12 protein-coding genes are annotated in these 17,005 nt (G+C 72.8%); 2 read left to right on the plus strand and 10 right to left on the minus strand.

The features are described 5' to 3' along the window. Positions 1-104 precede the first annotated feature (104 nt). From ilvN to U5640_RS13540, 4 genes are all read right to left on the minus strand, one after another. On the minus strand, positions 105-629 hold the full coding sequence (gene ilvN, locus U5640_RS13525) for an acetolactate synthase small subunit (protein WP_055635625.1): 525 nt from the start codon (positions 627-629) through the stop codon (positions 105-107). 32 nt (positions 630-661) lie between these two features. Next, on the minus strand, positions 662-2,506 hold the full coding sequence (locus tag U5640_RS13530) for an acetolactate synthase large subunit (RefSeq protein WP_340376057.1): 1,845 nt from the start codon (positions 2,504-2,506) through the stop codon (positions 662-664). Between the two features lie 222 nt (positions 2,507-2,728). Then, entirely contained in the window at positions 2,729-5,785 is a 3,057-nt protein-coding gene (locus tag U5640_RS13535) for an EAL domain-containing protein (RefSeq protein WP_340376058.1), read from the minus strand. Between the two features lie 368 nt (positions 5,786-6,153). Next, positions 6,154-7,128, minus strand: coding sequence for a 2-hydroxyacid dehydrogenase (locus U5640_RS13540; protein WP_340376059.1), 975 nt, complete (start codon positions 7,126-7,128; stop codon positions 6,154-6,156). Positions 7,129-7,203: 75 nt separating this feature from the next. Here U5640_RS13540 and U5640_RS13545 point away from each other — a divergent pair, with 75 nt between their 5' ends. Then, entirely contained in the window at positions 7,204-8,202 is a 999-nt protein-coding gene (locus U5640_RS13545; protein WP_340376060.1) for an aldo/keto reductase, read from the plus strand. Between the two features lie 125 nt (positions 8,203-8,327). Beyond that, on the plus strand, positions 8,328-9,488 hold the full coding sequence (locus U5640_RS13550; RefSeq protein ID WP_340376061.1) for a PQQ-dependent sugar dehydrogenase: 1,161 nt from the start codon (positions 8,328-8,330) through the stop codon (positions 9,486-9,488). Between the two features lie 18 nt (positions 9,489-9,506). Here the strand turns inward: U5640_RS13550 and U5640_RS13555 are convergent, their stop codons facing one another. From U5640_RS13555 to U5640_RS13580, 6 genes are all read right to left on the minus strand, one after another. Continuing rightward, entirely contained in the window at positions 9,507-12,503 is a 2,997-nt protein-coding gene (locus tag U5640_RS13555) for an AAA family ATPase (protein ID WP_340385083.1), read from the minus strand. Positions 12,504-12,628: 125 nt separating this feature from the next. Further along, entirely contained in the window at positions 12,629-12,871 is a 243-nt protein-coding gene (locus U5640_RS13560) for a hypothetical protein (RefSeq protein WP_340376062.1), read from the minus strand. Between the two features lie 199 nt (positions 12,872-13,070). Then, positions 13,071-13,625: a hypothetical protein gene (locus U5640_RS13565; protein WP_340376063.1), complete on the minus strand. Its 555-nt coding sequence runs from the start codon at positions 13,623-13,625 to the stop codon at positions 13,071-13,073. Between the two features lie 36 nt (positions 13,626-13,661). After that, positions 13,662-14,237: a GNAT family protein gene (locus U5640_RS13570; protein ID WP_340376064.1), complete on the minus strand. Its 576-nt coding sequence runs from the start codon at positions 14,235-14,237 to the stop codon at positions 13,662-13,664. After that, a complete protein-coding gene (locus U5640_RS13575) occupies positions 14,215-16,443 on the minus strand; it encodes an MMPL family transporter (protein ID WP_340376065.1) in 2,229 nt (742 codons plus the stop codon). The genes U5640_RS13570 and U5640_RS13575 overlap by 23 nt, the downstream gene beginning before the upstream one ends. A 176-nt stretch (positions 16,444-16,619) precedes the next feature. After that, positions 16,620-16,928, minus strand: coding sequence for a hypothetical protein (locus tag U5640_RS13580; protein WP_340385085.1), 309 nt, complete (start codon positions 16,926-16,928; stop codon positions 16,620-16,622). Between the last annotated feature and the right edge of the window lie 77 nt (positions 16,929-17,005).

Raw genomic sequence — 17,005 nt, forward strand, 5'->3', positions numbered from 1 at the left:
TTGAGTGCAGGTGTTGCGTCCCACCGTATGACGGCGGGCGGAAGGGAAGTCTCGGGGTCTCGGTATACGGGCGGCCGGAGTCACCCGACCGCCCGAGTCCAGCCTTACGCGGATCGGTCGAGCGCGCGCAGCGAGCGGTCCGTGATCGAACGGGCGCCGCGGCCGATCGCGATCGTGCCCGACTGGACCAGTTCCTTGATGCCGTATGGCTCCAGCATCTTGAGCATGGCGGACAGCTTGTCGCTGCTGCCGGTGGCCTCGATGGTCACGGCCTCCGGGGAGACGTCCACGGTCTTGGCGCGGAACAGCTGGACGATCTCGACGATCTGGGAGCGCGTCTCGTTGTCGGCGCGCACCTTCACCAGAACGAGTTCGCGGTGGACGGCCTGGGCCGGCTCCAGCTCGACGATCTTCAGCACCTCGACGAGCTTGTTGAGCTGCTTGGTGACCTGTTCCAGCGGCAGGGCCTCGACGCTCACCACGATGGTGATGCGGGAGATGTCGGCGTGCTCGGTGACCCCGACGGCGAGCGAGTCGATGTTGAAGCCTCGGCGGGAGAACAGGGCGGCGATCCGGGCCAGGATGCCCGGCTTGTTCTCCACCAGGACGGAGAGCGTGTGCTTGGACATGTTCGTTGCGTCTCTCTCTGCGTCTTCGCGGCTCAGTCGTCTTCGCTGTCGCCGAAGTCGGGGCGGACGTCCCGGGCGGCCATGATCTCGTCGTTGGAGGTGCCGGCGGCGACCATCGGCCAGACCATCGCGTCCTCGTGGACGATGAAGTCGATGACGACCGGACGGTCGTTGATCGAGTTCGCCTCCTCGATGACCTTGTCCAGCTCGTCCGGGGACTCGCAGCGGATCGCGTGGCAGCCCATGGCCTCCGACAGCTTCACGAAGTCGGGGACCCGGGTGCCGCGGGCGTCCGGGTTGACGTCGTTCGGCCCGGAGTGCAGCACGGTGTTGGAGTACCGCTGGTTGTAGAACAGGGTCTGCCACTGGCGGACCATCCCGAGGGCACCGTTGTTGATGATGGCGACCTTGATCGGGATGTTGTTCAGGGCGCAGGTGGTGAGTTCCTGGTTGGTCATCTGGAAGCAGCCGTCGCCGTCGATCGCCCAGACGGTCTTCGCCGGCGCTCCGGCCTTGGCGCCCATCGCGGCCGGGACCGCGTAGCCCATGGTGCCCGCGCCGCCGGAGTTCAGCCAGGTGGCGGGCTTGTCGTACTGGATGAAGTGGGCGGCCCACATCTGGTGCTGGCCGACGCCCGCCGCGAAGATCGTGCCCTCGGGGGCGAGCCGGCCGATGCGCTCGATGACCTGCTGCGGGGAGAGCGAGCCGTCGGCGGGCTGGTCGTAGCCGAGCGGGTAGGTCTCGCGCCAGCGACTGAGGTCCTTCCACCAGGCGGTGTAGTCGCCCTGCTGGCCCTCGCTGTGCTCCTTCTGCACCGCCTGGATCAGATCGGCGATGACCTCGCGGGCGTCGCCCACGATCGGCACGTCGGCGGCGCGGTTCTTGCCGATCTCGGCCGGGTCGATGTCCGCGTGGACGATCTTGGCGTACGGCGCGAAGCTGTCCAGCTTGCCGGTGACGCGGTCGTCGAAGCGGGCGCCGAGGGCGACGATCAGGTCGGCCTTCTGCAGACCGGTGACCGCGGCGACGGAGCCGTGCATGCCGGGCATGCCCAGGTGCTGCGGGTGGGTGTCGGGGAACGCGCCGAGCGCCATCAGGGTGGTGGTGACGGGCGCGCCGGTCAGCTCGGCGAGGACCTTCAGCTCGGCGGTGGCACCGGCCTTGATCACCCCGCCGCCGACGTACAGGACGGGCCGCTTGGCGGCGGTGATCAGCTTGGCGGCCTCGCGGATCTGCTTGGCGTGCGGCTTGGTCACCGGGCGGTAGCCGGGCAGGTCCATGGTGGGCGGCCAGGAGAAGGTGGTCTTCGCCTGGAGGGCGTCCTTGGCGATGTCGACCAGGACCGGGCCGGGGCGGCCGGTGGAGGCGATGTGGAAGGCCTGGGCGATCACCCGCGGGATGTCCTCGGCCTTGGTGACCAGGAAGTTGTGCTTGGTGATCGGCATGGTGATGCCGACGATGTCCGCCTCCTGGAAGGCGTCCGTGCCGATCGCCTTCGACGCGACCTGCCCGGTGATCGCCACGAGCGGCACCGAGTCCATGTGCGCGTCGGCGATCGGGGTGACCAGGTTGGTCGCGCCGGGGCCGGAGGTGGCCATGCAGACGCCGACCTTGCCGGTGGCCTGCGCGTAGCCGGTGGCCGCGTGGCCGGCGCCCTGCTCGTGCCGGACCAGGACGTGGCGGACCCGGGTGGAGTCCATCATCGGGTCGTAGGCGGGAAGGATCGCACCGCCGGGAATGCCGAATACCGTCTCGGCGCCGACCTCCTCGAGGGAGCGGATGAGGGACTGCGCGCCCGTGACGTGCTCGACGGTGGCGGAGTGTCCTCCGGATCGGGGCCGGGGCTGCGGATGAGCCCCGGTGGCCTGCTCGGTCATCGGCATTCTCTTCTCGATGCTGAGGGTTTCACTGCGGGTTCACTGCGGTTTTGTGCAACAAAAAACCCCTCGTGCCGTAAGGCAAGCGAGGGGAGCGCGCCGGGTGTGGGGCGCTGGGAGTCCGGGGTTTCCCGGGCGTCACCAGCTTCAGCCGACGCGCTTTCCAAGTACGAGAATTCGGGTGCGCATGGCATTGACCCTCCCCCTGGCGCGCACCGACTGTCAAGTGGGTGGGACAGGAGTCTCAGTATGTGAGCGCAGTCCACTTCCGCTCCCCAGGACGGCCGTTACCCCACTGGTGTACACCCCGGGGGCGCCGCCCGCGAACGCGGGTTCCACCGGACCGTGCGGCACCGCGTAGCGGCCGGCGGCGAGCGCCCGCCGCAGCCGGTACTCGTCCAGCGGCCCGGAGAACGCCATGCCCTGGCCGTGGGTGCAGCCCATCGCGCGCAGGGCCACGACCTGTTCGGGCAGGTCCACGCCCTCGGCCACGGACTGGAGCCCGAGGTCGCAGGCGATCCGCAGCAGCCCGCTGGTGATCTTGTGCAGCCGCGCGGACTCGACGACCCCCTCGACCAGTGAGCGGTCGAGCTTGAGGACGTCGACGGGGAGCCGGCGCAGCGCGGTGAGGGCGCCGTAGCCGCCGCCGAAGCCGTCGAGGGCGATCCGGACACCGAGGCGGCGCAGCGCGCCCAGGCGGCGCTCCAGCTCGTCCAGGGACACCTTGGGGTCGAGGTCCGCCAGTTCGATCAGCAGGGAGCCGGAGGGCAGTCCGTGCCGGGTGAGCAGGGCCTCCACGGAGCCCAGCGGCGTCGACCGGTCGAGCAGCCGGCGGGCGCTCGTGCGGACCGCCACGGGGACGGTGAGTCCGCTCGCGGTCCGGTCGGCGGCCTGTTCGACGGCCTCCTCCAGGATCCAGCGGCCCAGTTCGGCGGTCCGGTCGCCGTCCTCCGCGACCCGCAGGAACTCGGCGGGGGTGAACAGGACCCCTTGGGAGGAGCGCCAGCGGGCCTGGGCGGCGACCGACGAGATCCGGCCGTCGTCCAGCCGGACCACGGGCTGGTGCAGCAGGGCGAACTCGCCGTCGTGCAGGGCGGCCCGCAGCCGTGTGGCGAGTTCCGCCTTGCGTACGACGTCCTGCTGCATCTGCGGCTTGTACAGCTCGACCCGGCCCTTGCCGCCCGCCTTGGCGCGGTACATCGCGAGGTCGGCGTTGCGCAGGATCTCGCCCGCGCCGAGGCCGGGTTCGGCGAAGGCGACTCCGATGGAGGCGGCGACCCTGACGTCGTTGCCGTCGATCGGGTAGGGCTGGGAGAGGGTGACCCTGAGGCGGTCGGCGAGCTCCAGGATGTGCCGCTCCCGTGCGGCCCGGTCGCGGGTGGTGTCGCCGACGATCAGGGCGGCGAACTCGTCGCCGCCGAGGCGGGACGCGGTGTCGCCCTTGCGGACGGCGTCCTGGAGACGGCGGGCGGCCTGGACGAGGAGCGCGTCCCCGGCCTGGTGGCCGATGGTGTCGTTGACCGCCTTGAAGCCGTCGAGGTCGATGAAGAGGACGGCGGTGTTGCGCAGGGCGGTGCCCCGGTCGGAGCTGCGGCGGCCGGACAGGGCCTGCTGGACGCGCCGGGTGAACAGGGCGCGGTTGGGCAGGTCGGTGAGCGGGTCGTGCTCGGCGTTGTGCTGGAGCTGGGCCTGCAGGCGCACCCGCTCGGTGACGTCCCGGCTGTTGAAGATCAGGCCGCCGTGGTGGCGGTTGACCGTGGACTCGACGTTGAGCCAGCCGCCCCCTCGGTCGGCCTCGCCGGAGCGGAACCGGCACTCGATGCGGGTGGTGGGCTCGTCCTGGGGGTTGGCGGCGAGGAAGCGGCGCACCTCGTGCACCACGCAGCCGAGGTCCTCGGGGTGGATGAGGTCGGCCAGCTCGGTGCCCACGAGCGCTTCGGCGGGCCGTCCGTAGACTCCGGCGGCGGCCGGGGAGACGTACCGCAGGATGCCGCTGGGGGCGGCGATCATGATGACGTCGCTGGAGCCCTGCACCAGGGACCGGAAGTGGTTCTCCTTCTGGGCCAGTTCCTGGGTGAGGGTGATGTTGTCCAGCAGCATGATCCCCTGGCGCACCACGAGCGCGAGCACGACCGCACCGCCGGTCAGCAGCACGACGCGGTCGACGCTGCGGCCGTTGAGGACGTTGTAGAGGATCCCCAGGGTGCAGACGGCGGCGGCGAGGTAGGGGGTGAGGGCGGCGAGGGAGCCGGTGATGGGCCGGTTGGCCGGATAGCGGCCGTGGTCGCCGCCCTGCGGGGGCGACTGCGCGGGCGGGTGGGCGCCCGCGGAGGGGTGCGGGGCCGCGTGCGGGTGTCCGCCGGGGTGGTGTCCCGGTACGTGCTCGTGGACCACGCGCGTGTGTCCCTCGTCGGCGGTCCCCTGCCGCCGGGTGGCGGCCCAGGGGGCGTAGGCCAGGAGCAGGGAGCCCGCGAACCAGCCCGCGTCGAGGAGCTGGCCGGAGTGGTAGTTGTTGTGCATGAGCGGCGAGGTGAACAGGGCGTCGCACATCACGGTCAGCGCGAGCGCGCCCACGGCCGTGTTGACGGCCGTGCGGTTCACGTAGGCCCTGCGGAAGTGCAGGACCAGGACCATGCTCACCAGGGCGATGTCGAGCAGCGGGTACGCCAGGGACAGGGCCGCGTGCGCCACGCTCGGTCCGTCGAACTTCGCGGCCTGTGCGAGGGCGAGGCTCCAGGAGAGCGTGAGCAGCGAGCCGGCGATCAGCCAGGCGTCGAGCATCAGGCAGACCCAGCCGGCCTTGGTGACGGGCCGGGCCGCCAGCACCAGCAGCCCCACGATCGCGGGGGGCGCGAAGCACAGGAAGAACAGGTCGGCGTAGCTGGGGCTGGGCACGGGACGTCCGAGGACGACCTCGTACCACCCCCAGACGAGGTTGCCGAGGGCGGCCATGGCCGAGGAGAGGGCGAAGAGCAGCCAGGCGGGTCGAAAGCGGACGCGGCGGGTGCGCGCGTAGAGGAAGCAGGAGACGGCGGCGGTGCCCGCCGCGGCGGACAGTCCGAAGTCGCCCATGATCAGGGCGAGTTCGTCGGAGCCCCAGCCGATCGCGGAACCGACGGCGTATCCCGCGCAGAGGAGGGCCAGCACCAGGTGGTGCACCAGGTTCTTGCCGGCGCCGAAGGCAGGGCGTCCGGCCGGGGGCCTCTTGGCCGGGGACCGGTCGCGCGGGGCCCGGTCGACTCCGTCGAGGAGGGTCGTGGAGGTCGTCGGCGTGCTCACCGGGTCCCCCACGTCCGCGGCGCCGGGTCCCTCGGGTCCCGGTGCGCCTGCTTCCGGCGGCCGCCGTGCCCGTGGCGGTGACGGCCGGGGTGGGTGTCGTGACCGTGCCTGCTCGCGGCCGTGCGCCAGGGCCGCCGCCGGCGGCTCCGCCGCGTCGGATCGTTCGTCCATAGGCCGTGCATCGCCCGTCGCCCCCCTCACAAGTCTGATATGTCCGTCCCAGGCGCCGAAAGGTCGCGGCGCAGCCCCTGTCGGGACGATACACCAGTCTCGTCACTCAGGGACATAGGTTCTCTACGCTCCGTGACGATCATCGGCATATGCGTACGGAACGCGCCCGGGGGACTGCGGAGGGTGCCGGAACCGGACTACACGGCTGCCGCACCCGTCGTGAGGATCACGTGGCGCAGCGGTTCCCGGTTCACGAACCGTCCCAACTGGTCCACCAGCAGCCGCTTGGCGCGCGGCAGGAAGGCGGAGGTGGGGCCGCCGACGTGGGGGCTGATCAGCACACCGGGCGCGCGCCACAAGGGGTGCGCGGGGGGCAGCGGTTCGGGGTCGGTGACGTCCAGGGCGGCGGTGAGGCGCCCGGTCTCCAGTTCGGCGAGCAGCGCCTTGGTGTCGACGACCGGGCCGCGGGCCACGTTGACCAGCAGCGCGCCGTCCTTCATCCGGGCCAGGAACTCGGCGTCGACCAGGCCGCGGGTGGTGTCGGTGAGCGGGGTGGAGAGGATGACCACGTCCGCGTCGGGCAGCAGGGCGGGCAGTTCGGTGAAGGGGTGCACAAGACCGCGCGCCGTCGTGCGCTGGGAGCGCGCGACACGCGCCACGCGCGCCACCTCGAACGGAACGAGCCGGTCCTCGATGGCGGCGCCGATGGCCCCGTACCCGACGACCAGCACGTTCTTGTCGGCGAGCGCCGGGTGGAAGCCGCCCTCCCAGTGTCCCCGGTCCTGGGCCCGCACGAACTGCGGGACCCCCCGCAGCGCGGCGAGCGTCAGGGTGAGCGCCAGTTCGGCGGTGCTGGCCTCGTGCACCCCGCGCGCGTTGCAGAGCCGCACACCGGACGGCAGGTCCGCCAGCCGCGCGGTGACGTCGTCCACCCCGGCGGTGAGCGTCTGCACGACCTGCACCCGGCGCATCTCGGCCAGCGGCGCCACCCGCACCCGCTGCGCCTTCATGTACGGCACGACGTACACCACGCAGTCGGCGGGGTCCCCGGGGTACGGCTGGTCGCCGTCCTCTCCCCCGTCCCAGAAGAGGTAGTCGAACCCTTCGGGGAGACCCTCGATCTCCTGCGGGGGGATGGGCAGCCATACGTCACGGGGTGGGTCGATGCTCATGCCGAGAGGCTAATTGAGGTACGCGCGTGTGCAGAGGTTAGGTTGGGGGGTCGTAAGAGGGAGGGTCGCGGGCAGGTGGAGCGCAGGACGATCGGTGTGGGGGCGCTCTCGGTGGGGGCCGTCGGACTCGGGTGCATGCCGATGAGCTGGGGATACAGCGGGTCCCGGCGGCGGGGCGAGGAATCGGTGAGGGCGGTGCACCGGGCACTGGACCTGGGCTCGACCCTGCTGGACACGGCCGACATGTACGGGCCGTTCACCAACGAGCTCTTACTGGGACGGGTGTTGAAGGAGCGGCGCGAGGACGCGTTCGTGTCGACGAAGGTCGGTCTGCTCGTGGGCGAGCAGCACATCGTGGCCAACGGCCGCCCCGCATACGTGAGACGGGCGTGTGACGCGTCGCTGCGGCGGCTCCAGACGGAGGTCATCGACCTGTACCAGCTGCACCGCGCCGACCCCGAGGTCCCGGTGGAGGAGACCTGGGGCGCGATGGCGGAACTCGTACGGGCGGGCAAGGTGAGGGCGTTGGGGCTGTGCGCGGTGGGAGCGCGGGGAGGCCGGCGCTCCGGCGGACGGCTGCACGACGCGACGATCGCGCAGCTGCGGCGGCTCCAGCAGGTGTTCCCCGTGAGTGCGGTGGAGGCGGAGCTGTCGGTGTGGTCGCCGGAGGCCCTGGACGCGCTGCTGCCGTGGTGCGCGGAGCGCGGGGTGGGGTTTCTGGCGGCGATGCCGCTGGGGAATGGTTTCCTCACCGGCACGCTGACGCCGGGCGAGGGCTTCGAACCGGACGACATGCGGGCCCGCCACCCCCGTTTCACCGCCGAGATGATGGCCGCGAACCAGTCCGTCGTCGCCGGTCTGCGCCGGGTGGCGGCGCGGCACGGCGAGGGGGTGACGGCGGCGCAGGTGGCGCTGGCCTGGGTGCTGGCGCAGGGGCGGCACGTGGTCCCGGTGCCGGGGGCCAAGCAGGAGCGGTGGGTGGTGGAGAACGCCGGTGCGGCCGGGCTGCGGCTCACGTCGCGGGATCTGGCCGAGGTGGCGGAGCTGCCCGCCGCCCAGGGATCGTGGGAGTGAGCGCCGCGCGGTTGCGGGTGCCGCTTTCGGGTGGGACCGGCCGGGATCGGGAACCTGGGGGGCGGGTCCCGCGTAGTCACGGGTGGAAGCTGCCGCGGGACCGCCGTGTCGAAGGGAGCGCGATCGTGCGAGGTCGAGTGGTGACGGCCGGTCTGGCCGCGGGTGCGCTGTTGTTCGCGGCCGGCTGCTCCTCGGGTGACGGGGGGTCGTCCGGGGCGGGCCCGAGCGCGTCCGCGAGCCGTACGGCCGTCCGGGGATCGTCCTCCCCGAGCACCGAGGCGACCCCGCCCGCGAAGGGCACGGTCGAGGTGGTGCGCACGGTCGCCGAGGGCCTGAACTCGCCTTGGGGCCTGGCCCCGCTCCCCGAGGGCGGACTCCTGGTGGCCTCACGCGACGAGGGCACGATCACCCACGTCGAGGAGTCGGGCGGCAGGAAGACCGAGGTCGGCGAGGTCCCGGGGGTCTCCGCGGCCGGCGAGGGCGGACTGCTCGGCCTCGCCCTCTCCCCCGACTACGCCTCGGACCACATGGTCTACGCGTACCTCACCTCCGTCTCGGACAACCGGATCGTCCGGATGATCTACGACCCGAAGCGGCCCGCCGGAGATCAGCTGGGTGCGCCGGACACGGTCTTCAAGGGCATCCCCAAGGGCATGATCCACAACGGCGGCCGGATCGCCTTCGGCCCCGACGGGATGCTGTACGCCGGGACGGGCGAGAGCGGCGACCGCGGCCTGTCCCAGGACAAGAAGTCCCTGGGCGGCAAGATCCTGCGGCTGACCCCCGAGGGCGAACCGGCTCCGGGCAACCCCTTCCCCGACTCCGCGGTGTACTCGTACGGCCACCGGAACGTGCAGGGGCTGGCCTGGGACGCCGACCAGCGGCTGTTCGCCTCGGAGTTCGGCCAGAACACCTGGGACGAGCTGAACGCGATCAAGCCGGGCGGCGACTACGGCTGGCCGGCGGCGGAGGGCGAGTCGGACGACCGGGCGTACGTGAACCCGATAGCCCAGTGGCACACCGACGACGCCTCCCCCAGTGGCATCGCCTACGCCGAGGGCTCGATCTGGATGGCGGGCCTGAAGGGACAGCGCCTGTGGCGCATCCCCCTCAAGGGCACCGAGGCCTCGGCCGCCCCCCAGTCCTTCCTCCAGGGGGATCACGGCCGTCTGCGCACGGTGGTCGCGGCGGGCGGCGACAGGCTCTGGGTCACCACCAGCAACACGGACGGCCGCGGCGACCCGAAGAAGGGCGACGACCGGATACTGGAGCTCAAGGTGAGCTGAACGGGCGGGGCCCCGGTCTCAGGCGAGCGCGCGTTCTCCCCGCTCCGGCGGGAAGACCCCCAGCCGGTGGGCCAGGGCGGCCGCCTCCCCGCGGCCCGAGACACCCAGTTTGGCGAGGATGTTCGAGACATGGACGCTGGCCGTCTTCGGGGAGATGAAGAGCGCGGCGGCGATCTGGCGGTTCGTGCGGCCGGCGCAGACCAGACGCAGGACGTCGCGTTCCCGGCTGGTCAGGCCGAGGGTGTCGGCGGGGCCGGCCGGGTCGGCGGAGGTCTTCGGGATGAGGGGGATGCGGGCCCGCTGGGCCAGGGACGTCACGGTGTCGGTCAGCGGGCGGGCACCGAGGTGGCCGGCCACGGCGTGGGCGAGGCGCAGCAGCTCGGTCGCGCGGTCGCGGTCCTCGTCGCCCGCCGCCAGCAGGGCCTCGGCGAGTCGGTGCCGGGTGCGAGCGAGGTCGTAGGGGCGCTCCAGCCGCTCGAAGGCGGTGACCACCTCGCACCAGTCGTCCGGGCCGGCGCGGCCCTCGGCGCGCAGCAGTTCGGCGCGGAGCCAGCTCGCGTGCGCCTGCCAGACCGGTGCGGGGGCCGCGACCGACCGGGCGGCCTCGCGGAGGGCGGCCAGGACGTCGGGGCCGGCCTCGGCTCCCGTGATCAGCAGCGGCCAGGCGTAGCGCTGGGCGCCGGGCGGGAAGCCGGGCTCCAGGGCGCGTTCGAGGTGGGCGCGGGCGTCGGTGGGACGGTCCTCGGCGAGGGCCAGGGCGACGGCGATCCGGGTGAGCGGGAGGTGGTGCTGGGCGGCGCGCTCATGGGCGCCGAAAAGGTTCTGGGCGAGGGTGAGTTGGCGTTGAACATCGGCGAAGTCGCCTCGCACCAGGGAAAGTTCCGCGCGGCGGGTGGCGTGGATGCCCTGGGCGGACACGCCCTGCCCGACCCGGTCGGCGACCGCGGCTGAGGCGGCCTCCGACTCCTGCCAACGGCCCAGCGAGAACAGGGACTCGGCGAGGTTCCCGCACACCCAGGCCTTGGTGTCGTTCAGGCCGTGCCGCTCGGCGAAGGCGACACCCTCCTCCAGGAGCGTCACGGCATCCCGGGAGCGGCCGACCGCCTCCAGTTCGGAGGGGAGGTTGATGTAGACGCTGAGGGCGACGGAGGTGACGTCCTCGGCGAGGGCCCGCTCCTTCACCTCGTACATCTCGGCCAGCCCGGCCTCGATGGCGCCCGCGTCGACCTTGAGGGCGCCGAGGACCTGGCGGGCGTCGAGCTCGGTCTCGCGGGCGCCGACCATCCTGGCGTACGCGACCGCGCGCTCGGCGTCGTCGTACGCCTCCGGACCCGGCGCGTGGATCATGGACCAGTTGGCGGCGCGGACGAGGACCTGGGCGTGCACCTCGCTGGGCGGCAGGCCGCGGACCAGGTCCTGGGCACGGGCCAGTTCCTCGCGGCCGCTGCCCCGGCCCAGGGAGCGCACCAGCCGGGAGCGCTGGACCCAGAACCAGGCGGAGCGCAACGGGTCGTCCTCGTCGGCGAGGAGCCGCAGCGCCCGCTTGGTGATCTTGAGGGCGCGCTCGCGTTCCCCGCAGAAGCGGCCGGCGACCGCCGCCTCGGCCATCAGATCGAGGTAGCGCAGCGGGGTGGTGGCAGGGTCGCAGCCGCAGGGAGGGTAGGCCTCGGTGTGGTCGACGGGGCGCAGCCGGGACCGCACCTCCTCGGGGGCCGCGTCCCACAGCTCCATCGCCCTTTCCAGCAGCCGCAGTTGCTCGCTGTAGGCGCTGCGGGAGCGGGCCTCGACGGAGGCGGCCAGGACGGCGGGCAGGGCCTTGGCCGGTTCATGGGCGTGGTACCAGTGGCTGGCCAGCCGCATCACGCGCTCCTCGGCGGGGACGAGCGCCGGACGGGCTTCGAGGGCCTCGGCGTAGCGGCGGTGGAGGCGGGAGCGTTCGCCGGGGAGCAGGTCGTCGCCGACGGCCTCGCGGACGAGGGAGTGGCGGAAGCGGTAGCCGTCGCCCTCGGGGGTGGCGAGCAGCAGGTTGGCGTCCACGGCGGCCCGCAGCGCGGTGATCAGCTCGTCCTCGCCGAGCCGCGCGACGGCCTCCAGCAGCTGGTACTCGACGGTGGCGCCGCCCTCGGCGACGATCCGGGTGACGCGCTGGGCGGTCTCCGGCAGCGCCTCGACCCGGACCAGGAGCAGATCGCGCAGGGAGTCGGTGAGGCCGGTGCAGCAGCCCTCGTGGGCGGCGACGGCGAGCTCCTCGACGAAGAAGGCGTTGCCGTCGGAGCGTTCGAAGATGTCGTCGACCTGGACCGGGTCGGGTTCCTCGGCGAGGATGCCCGCGATCTGACGGCCCGTCTCCTCGCGTGTGAGGCGGCCGAGTTCGAGGCGGCGCAGGGTGCGCAGCCGGTCGAGTTCGGCGAGCAGGGGGCGCAGCGGGTGGCGGCGGTGGATGTCGTCCGCGCGGTAGGTGGCGAGGACGACGAGGCGGCCGGTACGCAGGGTGCGCAGCAGGTAGGAGAGCAGGTGGCGGGTGGAGGCGTCGGCCCAGTGCAGGTCCTCCAGCGCGAGGACGACCGTGCGGTCGGCCGTGACGCGTTCCAGGAGGCGGGCGGTGAGCTCGAACAGGCGGGCCATGCCCTCCTCGTCGTGCCGCCCCGGCCGGGTCTCCCCCATCTCGGGCAGCAGCCGGGCGAGTTCGGCCTCCTGGCCGGCCGCGGCCGCGGTCAGTTCGTCCGGCAGGGCGCGGCGCAGGGCGCGCAGGGCGGTGGAGAACGGGGCGAAGGGCAGTCCGTCGGCACCGATCTCCACACAGCCGCCGAGCGCGACGACGGCGCCCCGGCGGGCGGCCACGGCCGTGAACTCCTCGACGAGGCGGGTCTTGCCGACCCCGGCCTCGCCGCCGATCAGGAACGCCTGCGGCTCTCCGGCGGCGGCGCGGGCGAGAGCGTCCTCCAGGAGGTCGAGCTCGTCGCGGCGGCCGACGAAGACGGGACTGACGGACCTGTTCTCCACGGGGGCGAGCATCGCACGCGAGTCCGGCACCGGCCCACTCGTTATCGGCACCGTGCCGCTGCCCGCCGGTGCCCCGGCAGGTACCGGGGAGCGGCCGACCCCTGTGCGGCCGCCCCCCGGTCCCACCGCGGCGGCGGTCATGCCGGGCGGGCGGACCGGCGGAGCCCGCGGGGCCGGGCGCGACGGGACGCGGACGCACCGTCGCCGTCGGACTCGCCCTCCCGGCCGGCACGACCGGCGCGGGCGGCGCGCTCGGCGCGCTCGGCGGCCTCGAGACGGGCGGCGCGGCGGCCGCGGACGGCCTCGCGGGCCAGCCGCTCGTGCGCGGCCCGGCGCAGCAGTTCGGCGGCACGGGCCTGCTGGATCTCGTACGCGTACATGGTGCTTTCCCCCTCGGGACGGCGGGCCGGCGTGGCGCCTGCCGCGTTGTCCCCACCCTCGTCCCCGACGGGGTTCCGCCACATCGGGAGAGTGCCGCATCTTCGGCCGGGGGCGGGGGCCTTAGACGCGCGTGAGGGGCCTCAGGGCCGCCGTAAGGTGCTTACGGCGGCCCTGAGGCCCCTCGTGACGTGCGCGGACTCAGCTCGCGGAGGGCAGGCCGAGCAGGGCGTCGGTGTACTTGAGGACGGCCAGCAGCAGGCCGATCACACCGAGCACCACGCCGGCCCAGGAGACCGACTTGATCCAGGGGGCCTGCGGGCCGGGGTTGCCGAACGCGGGCCGCGCCAGCACGACGACACCGACGACCAGGGCGGCCAGCGCGAACAGGCCGGCCCACAGGGCGGTGGCGTGCCAGGCGTCGCTGTAGAGGACCTGCACCTGCTTGGCGACGCCCGCGGTCGACGAGGTCTGGAGCTGGCCCACGAGGGTCTGGCGGGCGCCCGCGATCGTGCCGATCCAGCTGCCGCTGAGCGACACGAAGCCCAGCACGGCGGCGACGACGGCGCCGGCGCCCTGGCCGACGCCGGGGGTGCTCTCCTGGGCGACGGCGTCGCTCCGGTCGGCGTCCAGCTCGTCCGGGTCGGCGTCCGGGTCGGCGTCCAGCTCGGTCTCGGTCACGTCGTCGGACGCGTCGGTCTTGGTGAGGTCCGCCGTGTGCTCGTCGGCGGCCTCGTCAACAGTCTTGGTTCCCATAACCTCGCACCGTACGGACGCTCTCTGAGAGGTCCCTTAATGATCGTTGTGAGCGGCGCGCCCGTGTGCGGCACGCCACTCCCGGGCCAGCACGGACCAGACTTCGAGGTCGTGCCGCACCCCACGATAGGGGTAGGCCTCCCGGCGGACGCCGTCGCGGATGAACCCGAGCCGCCGGGCCACGTTCAGGCTGTTGGTGTTGCCGGCCGAGGCGACCCACTCGACGCGCTGGATCCCGCGCCGCTCGACGGCGAAGTCGATCAGGGTCCGCATGGCCCGGGTGACCAGGCCGCGCCCGGTGGCGGCGGGCTCCAGCCAGCAGCCCACCTCGCAGTTGCCGCTCTCCGCGTCGAAGTTCAGGAACAGCACCCCGCCGACGAGCCGCCCCTCCAGCCAGAGTCCGTGCAGGGAGCCGGTGTCGGCGGCGCGCAGGTCGGCGTACCGCTGGAGCACCTCGCGCGCGCCGGCGGTGTCCGTGGCCCGGGAGCCGAAGGGGATGTGCGCGTTGACGAAGTCGCGGCCGCGCTCGAGGTGCGCCAGGAACTCCTCGGCGTGCCAGGGTTCCAGCGGCCGCAGTTCGGCTCCGTCGTCACCCAGCGATATCGCGTACATCCGGTTCCCGCTCCTTCTCCAGGGTCTCGACCACCTCGGTGAGCCTCTCATGGGCGGCACGGCACTCGGGCGGTTCGATGCTGATCCGGGGCAGGCGGCGGTCGAGGCCGCGCGGCAGCCACCAGTTGGCGCCGCCGAGCAGATGCATCAGCGCGGGCACCAGCAGCGTGCGCAGGACGAAGGCGTCCAGGGCGACGGCGGCGGCGAGCGCGATGCCGAACATGGCGATCACCCGGTCGCCGCTGAGGACGAAGGCGAGGAACACCGAGATCATGATGACCGCCGCCGAGTTGATCACGCGGCTGGTCTCGGCGAGGCCGACCCGTACGGCACGCCGGTTGTCGCCGGTCTCCAGCCACTCCTCGTACATCCGGCTGACCAGGAACACCTGGTAGTCCATGGAGAGGCCGAAGAGCACCGACACCATGATGACCGGGAGGAAGGGCTCGATCGGGCCGGCCCGGCCGAGGCCGAGCAGCTCGCTCCCCCAGCCCCACTGGAAGATCGCGACGACGACCCCGAAGGCCGCGGCGACGGCGGCCACGTTCATCACGGCGGCCTTGAGCGGGATGCCGACGGACCGGAAGGCGAGCAGGAGCAGCAGACAGCCGAGGCCGATGACGACACCGACGAAGAGCGGCAGTTTTCCGACGATGACCCCGGCGAAGTCGTCGTAGCCCGCCGTGACCCCGCCCACCTGGACGTCGAGGGAGGTCCCGGTCTCGGCCCGGGGCAGCACCTCCTCGCGCAGCCGGTCGACCAGCTCACTGGTGTTCTTCGACTGCGGGGCGGACTCCGGTACGACGGTGAGGTACGCGAGGTGTCCGCCGGAGTCGAAGGTCACCGGGGTCACCGAGGCGACACCCTCGGTGGCGCGCAGGGTGGTGTCGAGGTTGTCGAGGGCGAGCCGGTCCTCGGCGCCGTCGAGGCGGGTCACCAGGGTGAGCGGGCCGTTCACGCCGGCCCCGAATCCGTCGGCCAGGAGGTCGTAGGCCTGGCGCGTGGTGGTCGTCCTCGGGTCGTTGCCCTGGTCGGAGGTGCCGAGGCGCAGGGAGAAGGTCGGCAGGGCGAGGACGGCGATGACGACGACCGCGAGCGAGCCGAGGAGTTTGGGGTGGCGCTCGACGAACGCGGACCAGCGGGCGGCGAACCCGGTGGGCAGCTCCGGTTCGGGCCCGTGCTCGGCGAGCCGGCGGCGTTCGCGGCGGCTGAGGGCGCGCGGGCCGATCCAGGCCAGCAGGGCGGGCAGCAGGGTGACGGAGGCGGCGACCGTGAGGACGACGGTCAGGGAGGCGGCTATCGCGACGCCGTTGAGGAAGTTCAGGCGCAGGATCAGCATGCCCAGCAGGGCTATGCAGACCGTGGCACCCGCGAAGACGACCGCGCGTCCGGTCGTCGCCACGGCGTTGGTGGCGGCCTCGGTGACCGTGAGGCCCCGTTTCAGGCCGCGCCGGTGGCGGGTGACGATGAACAGCGCGTAGTCGATGCCGACGCCGAGGCCGACCAGCATGCCGAGCATCGGCGCGAAGTCGGCGACGGTCATGGCGTGCCCGAGGAGCTGGATGCCGGCGTAGGCGGTGCCGACGCCGACCAGGGCGGTGGCGATGGGCAGCAGCGAGGCGGCGAGCGAGCCGAAGGCGAGGAAGAGCACGACGGCGGCCACTGCCACGCCGACGATCTCGGCGAGGTGTCCGCCGGAGGACTCGGTGAGGGCGATCGCGCTGCCGCCCAGCTCGACCTGGAGTCCGTCGCTCTCGGCGGCCTTGGCGGCCTTGACGACGGCCCGTGCCTCGGACGCGCCGATGTCCTCGGCGCGGTCGGCGAAGGTGACGGTGGCGTACGCCGTGTGCCCGTCCTCGCTGATCTGCGCGGCGCCCTGCTCGCCGTAGGGGCCGGTCACGGAGGCGACCCCGGGCAGGTCGGCGATCCTGTCCAGGGCCCGGGTCATGCTCTGTTCGACGTCGGCGGCGCGGACGGTGCCCGAGGCGGTGTGCCAGACGACGGTGTCGCTGTCGCCGCCCAGGGTGGGGAACCCCTCGGCGAGCAGCTGGGTGGCGCGGCCGGACTCGGTGCCGGGGACCTCGTAGTCGTTGGAGTAGGCGGAGCCGGTGGCGACGGCGGCGGTGGCCGTGCCGACGAGAGCGAGAAGCCAGAGCACCACCGTGACGAGGCGGTTGCGTACACACCAACGTGCGAGGGCTGCCACTGACGTGCTCCCGGGGTGAATTGTGGATCTTTGACCGGGAAACAGCCCGCAAAGAACGCATGAGCAATGCGCTGCCACTCTCGCAGGCGGTGAAGATCCTTTGATGCGTTCGTGTGCCTTTTCACAAGAGTGGGAGGCAGATCACAGGACAATAACGGCGCCGGTGTCGGCGCACGTCAGTCGGCCTGGTCGCCGAACGCCATCACCATCACCCCGGCGATCAGCAGCCACAGGGCGCGGCGGGTACGGCCCCGGGCGCCCAGGAGGCCCGCTGCGGCGCAGACGACCGCGCCGAGGGCGTAGGCGGCCGGGACGAAGGCCGGGGCGGTGCCGCCGAGGCGCATGAGCGACGCGGCGAGACCGGCGAGGGTGAGCAGGGCCCCGGTCGCGGTCGCCGTCCAGCGGGCCCGCCGGGCGTCCTCGTAGGCGTACTCGTCGTACTCGTCGTACTCCTCGTCGTCGGAGTCGTCGGAGTCGTCGGAGATGGCGAAGTCGTCGAGGTCGTCGAGGTCGTCGGCTGCGGCGACGGGGACGTCGGAGGCGTCCGAGGCGTCGGCGCCGG

Source organism: Streptomyces sp. SS7 (assembly GCF_037993025.1).
GTDB lineage: Bacteria > Actinomycetota > Actinomycetes > Streptomycetales > Streptomycetaceae > Streptomyces.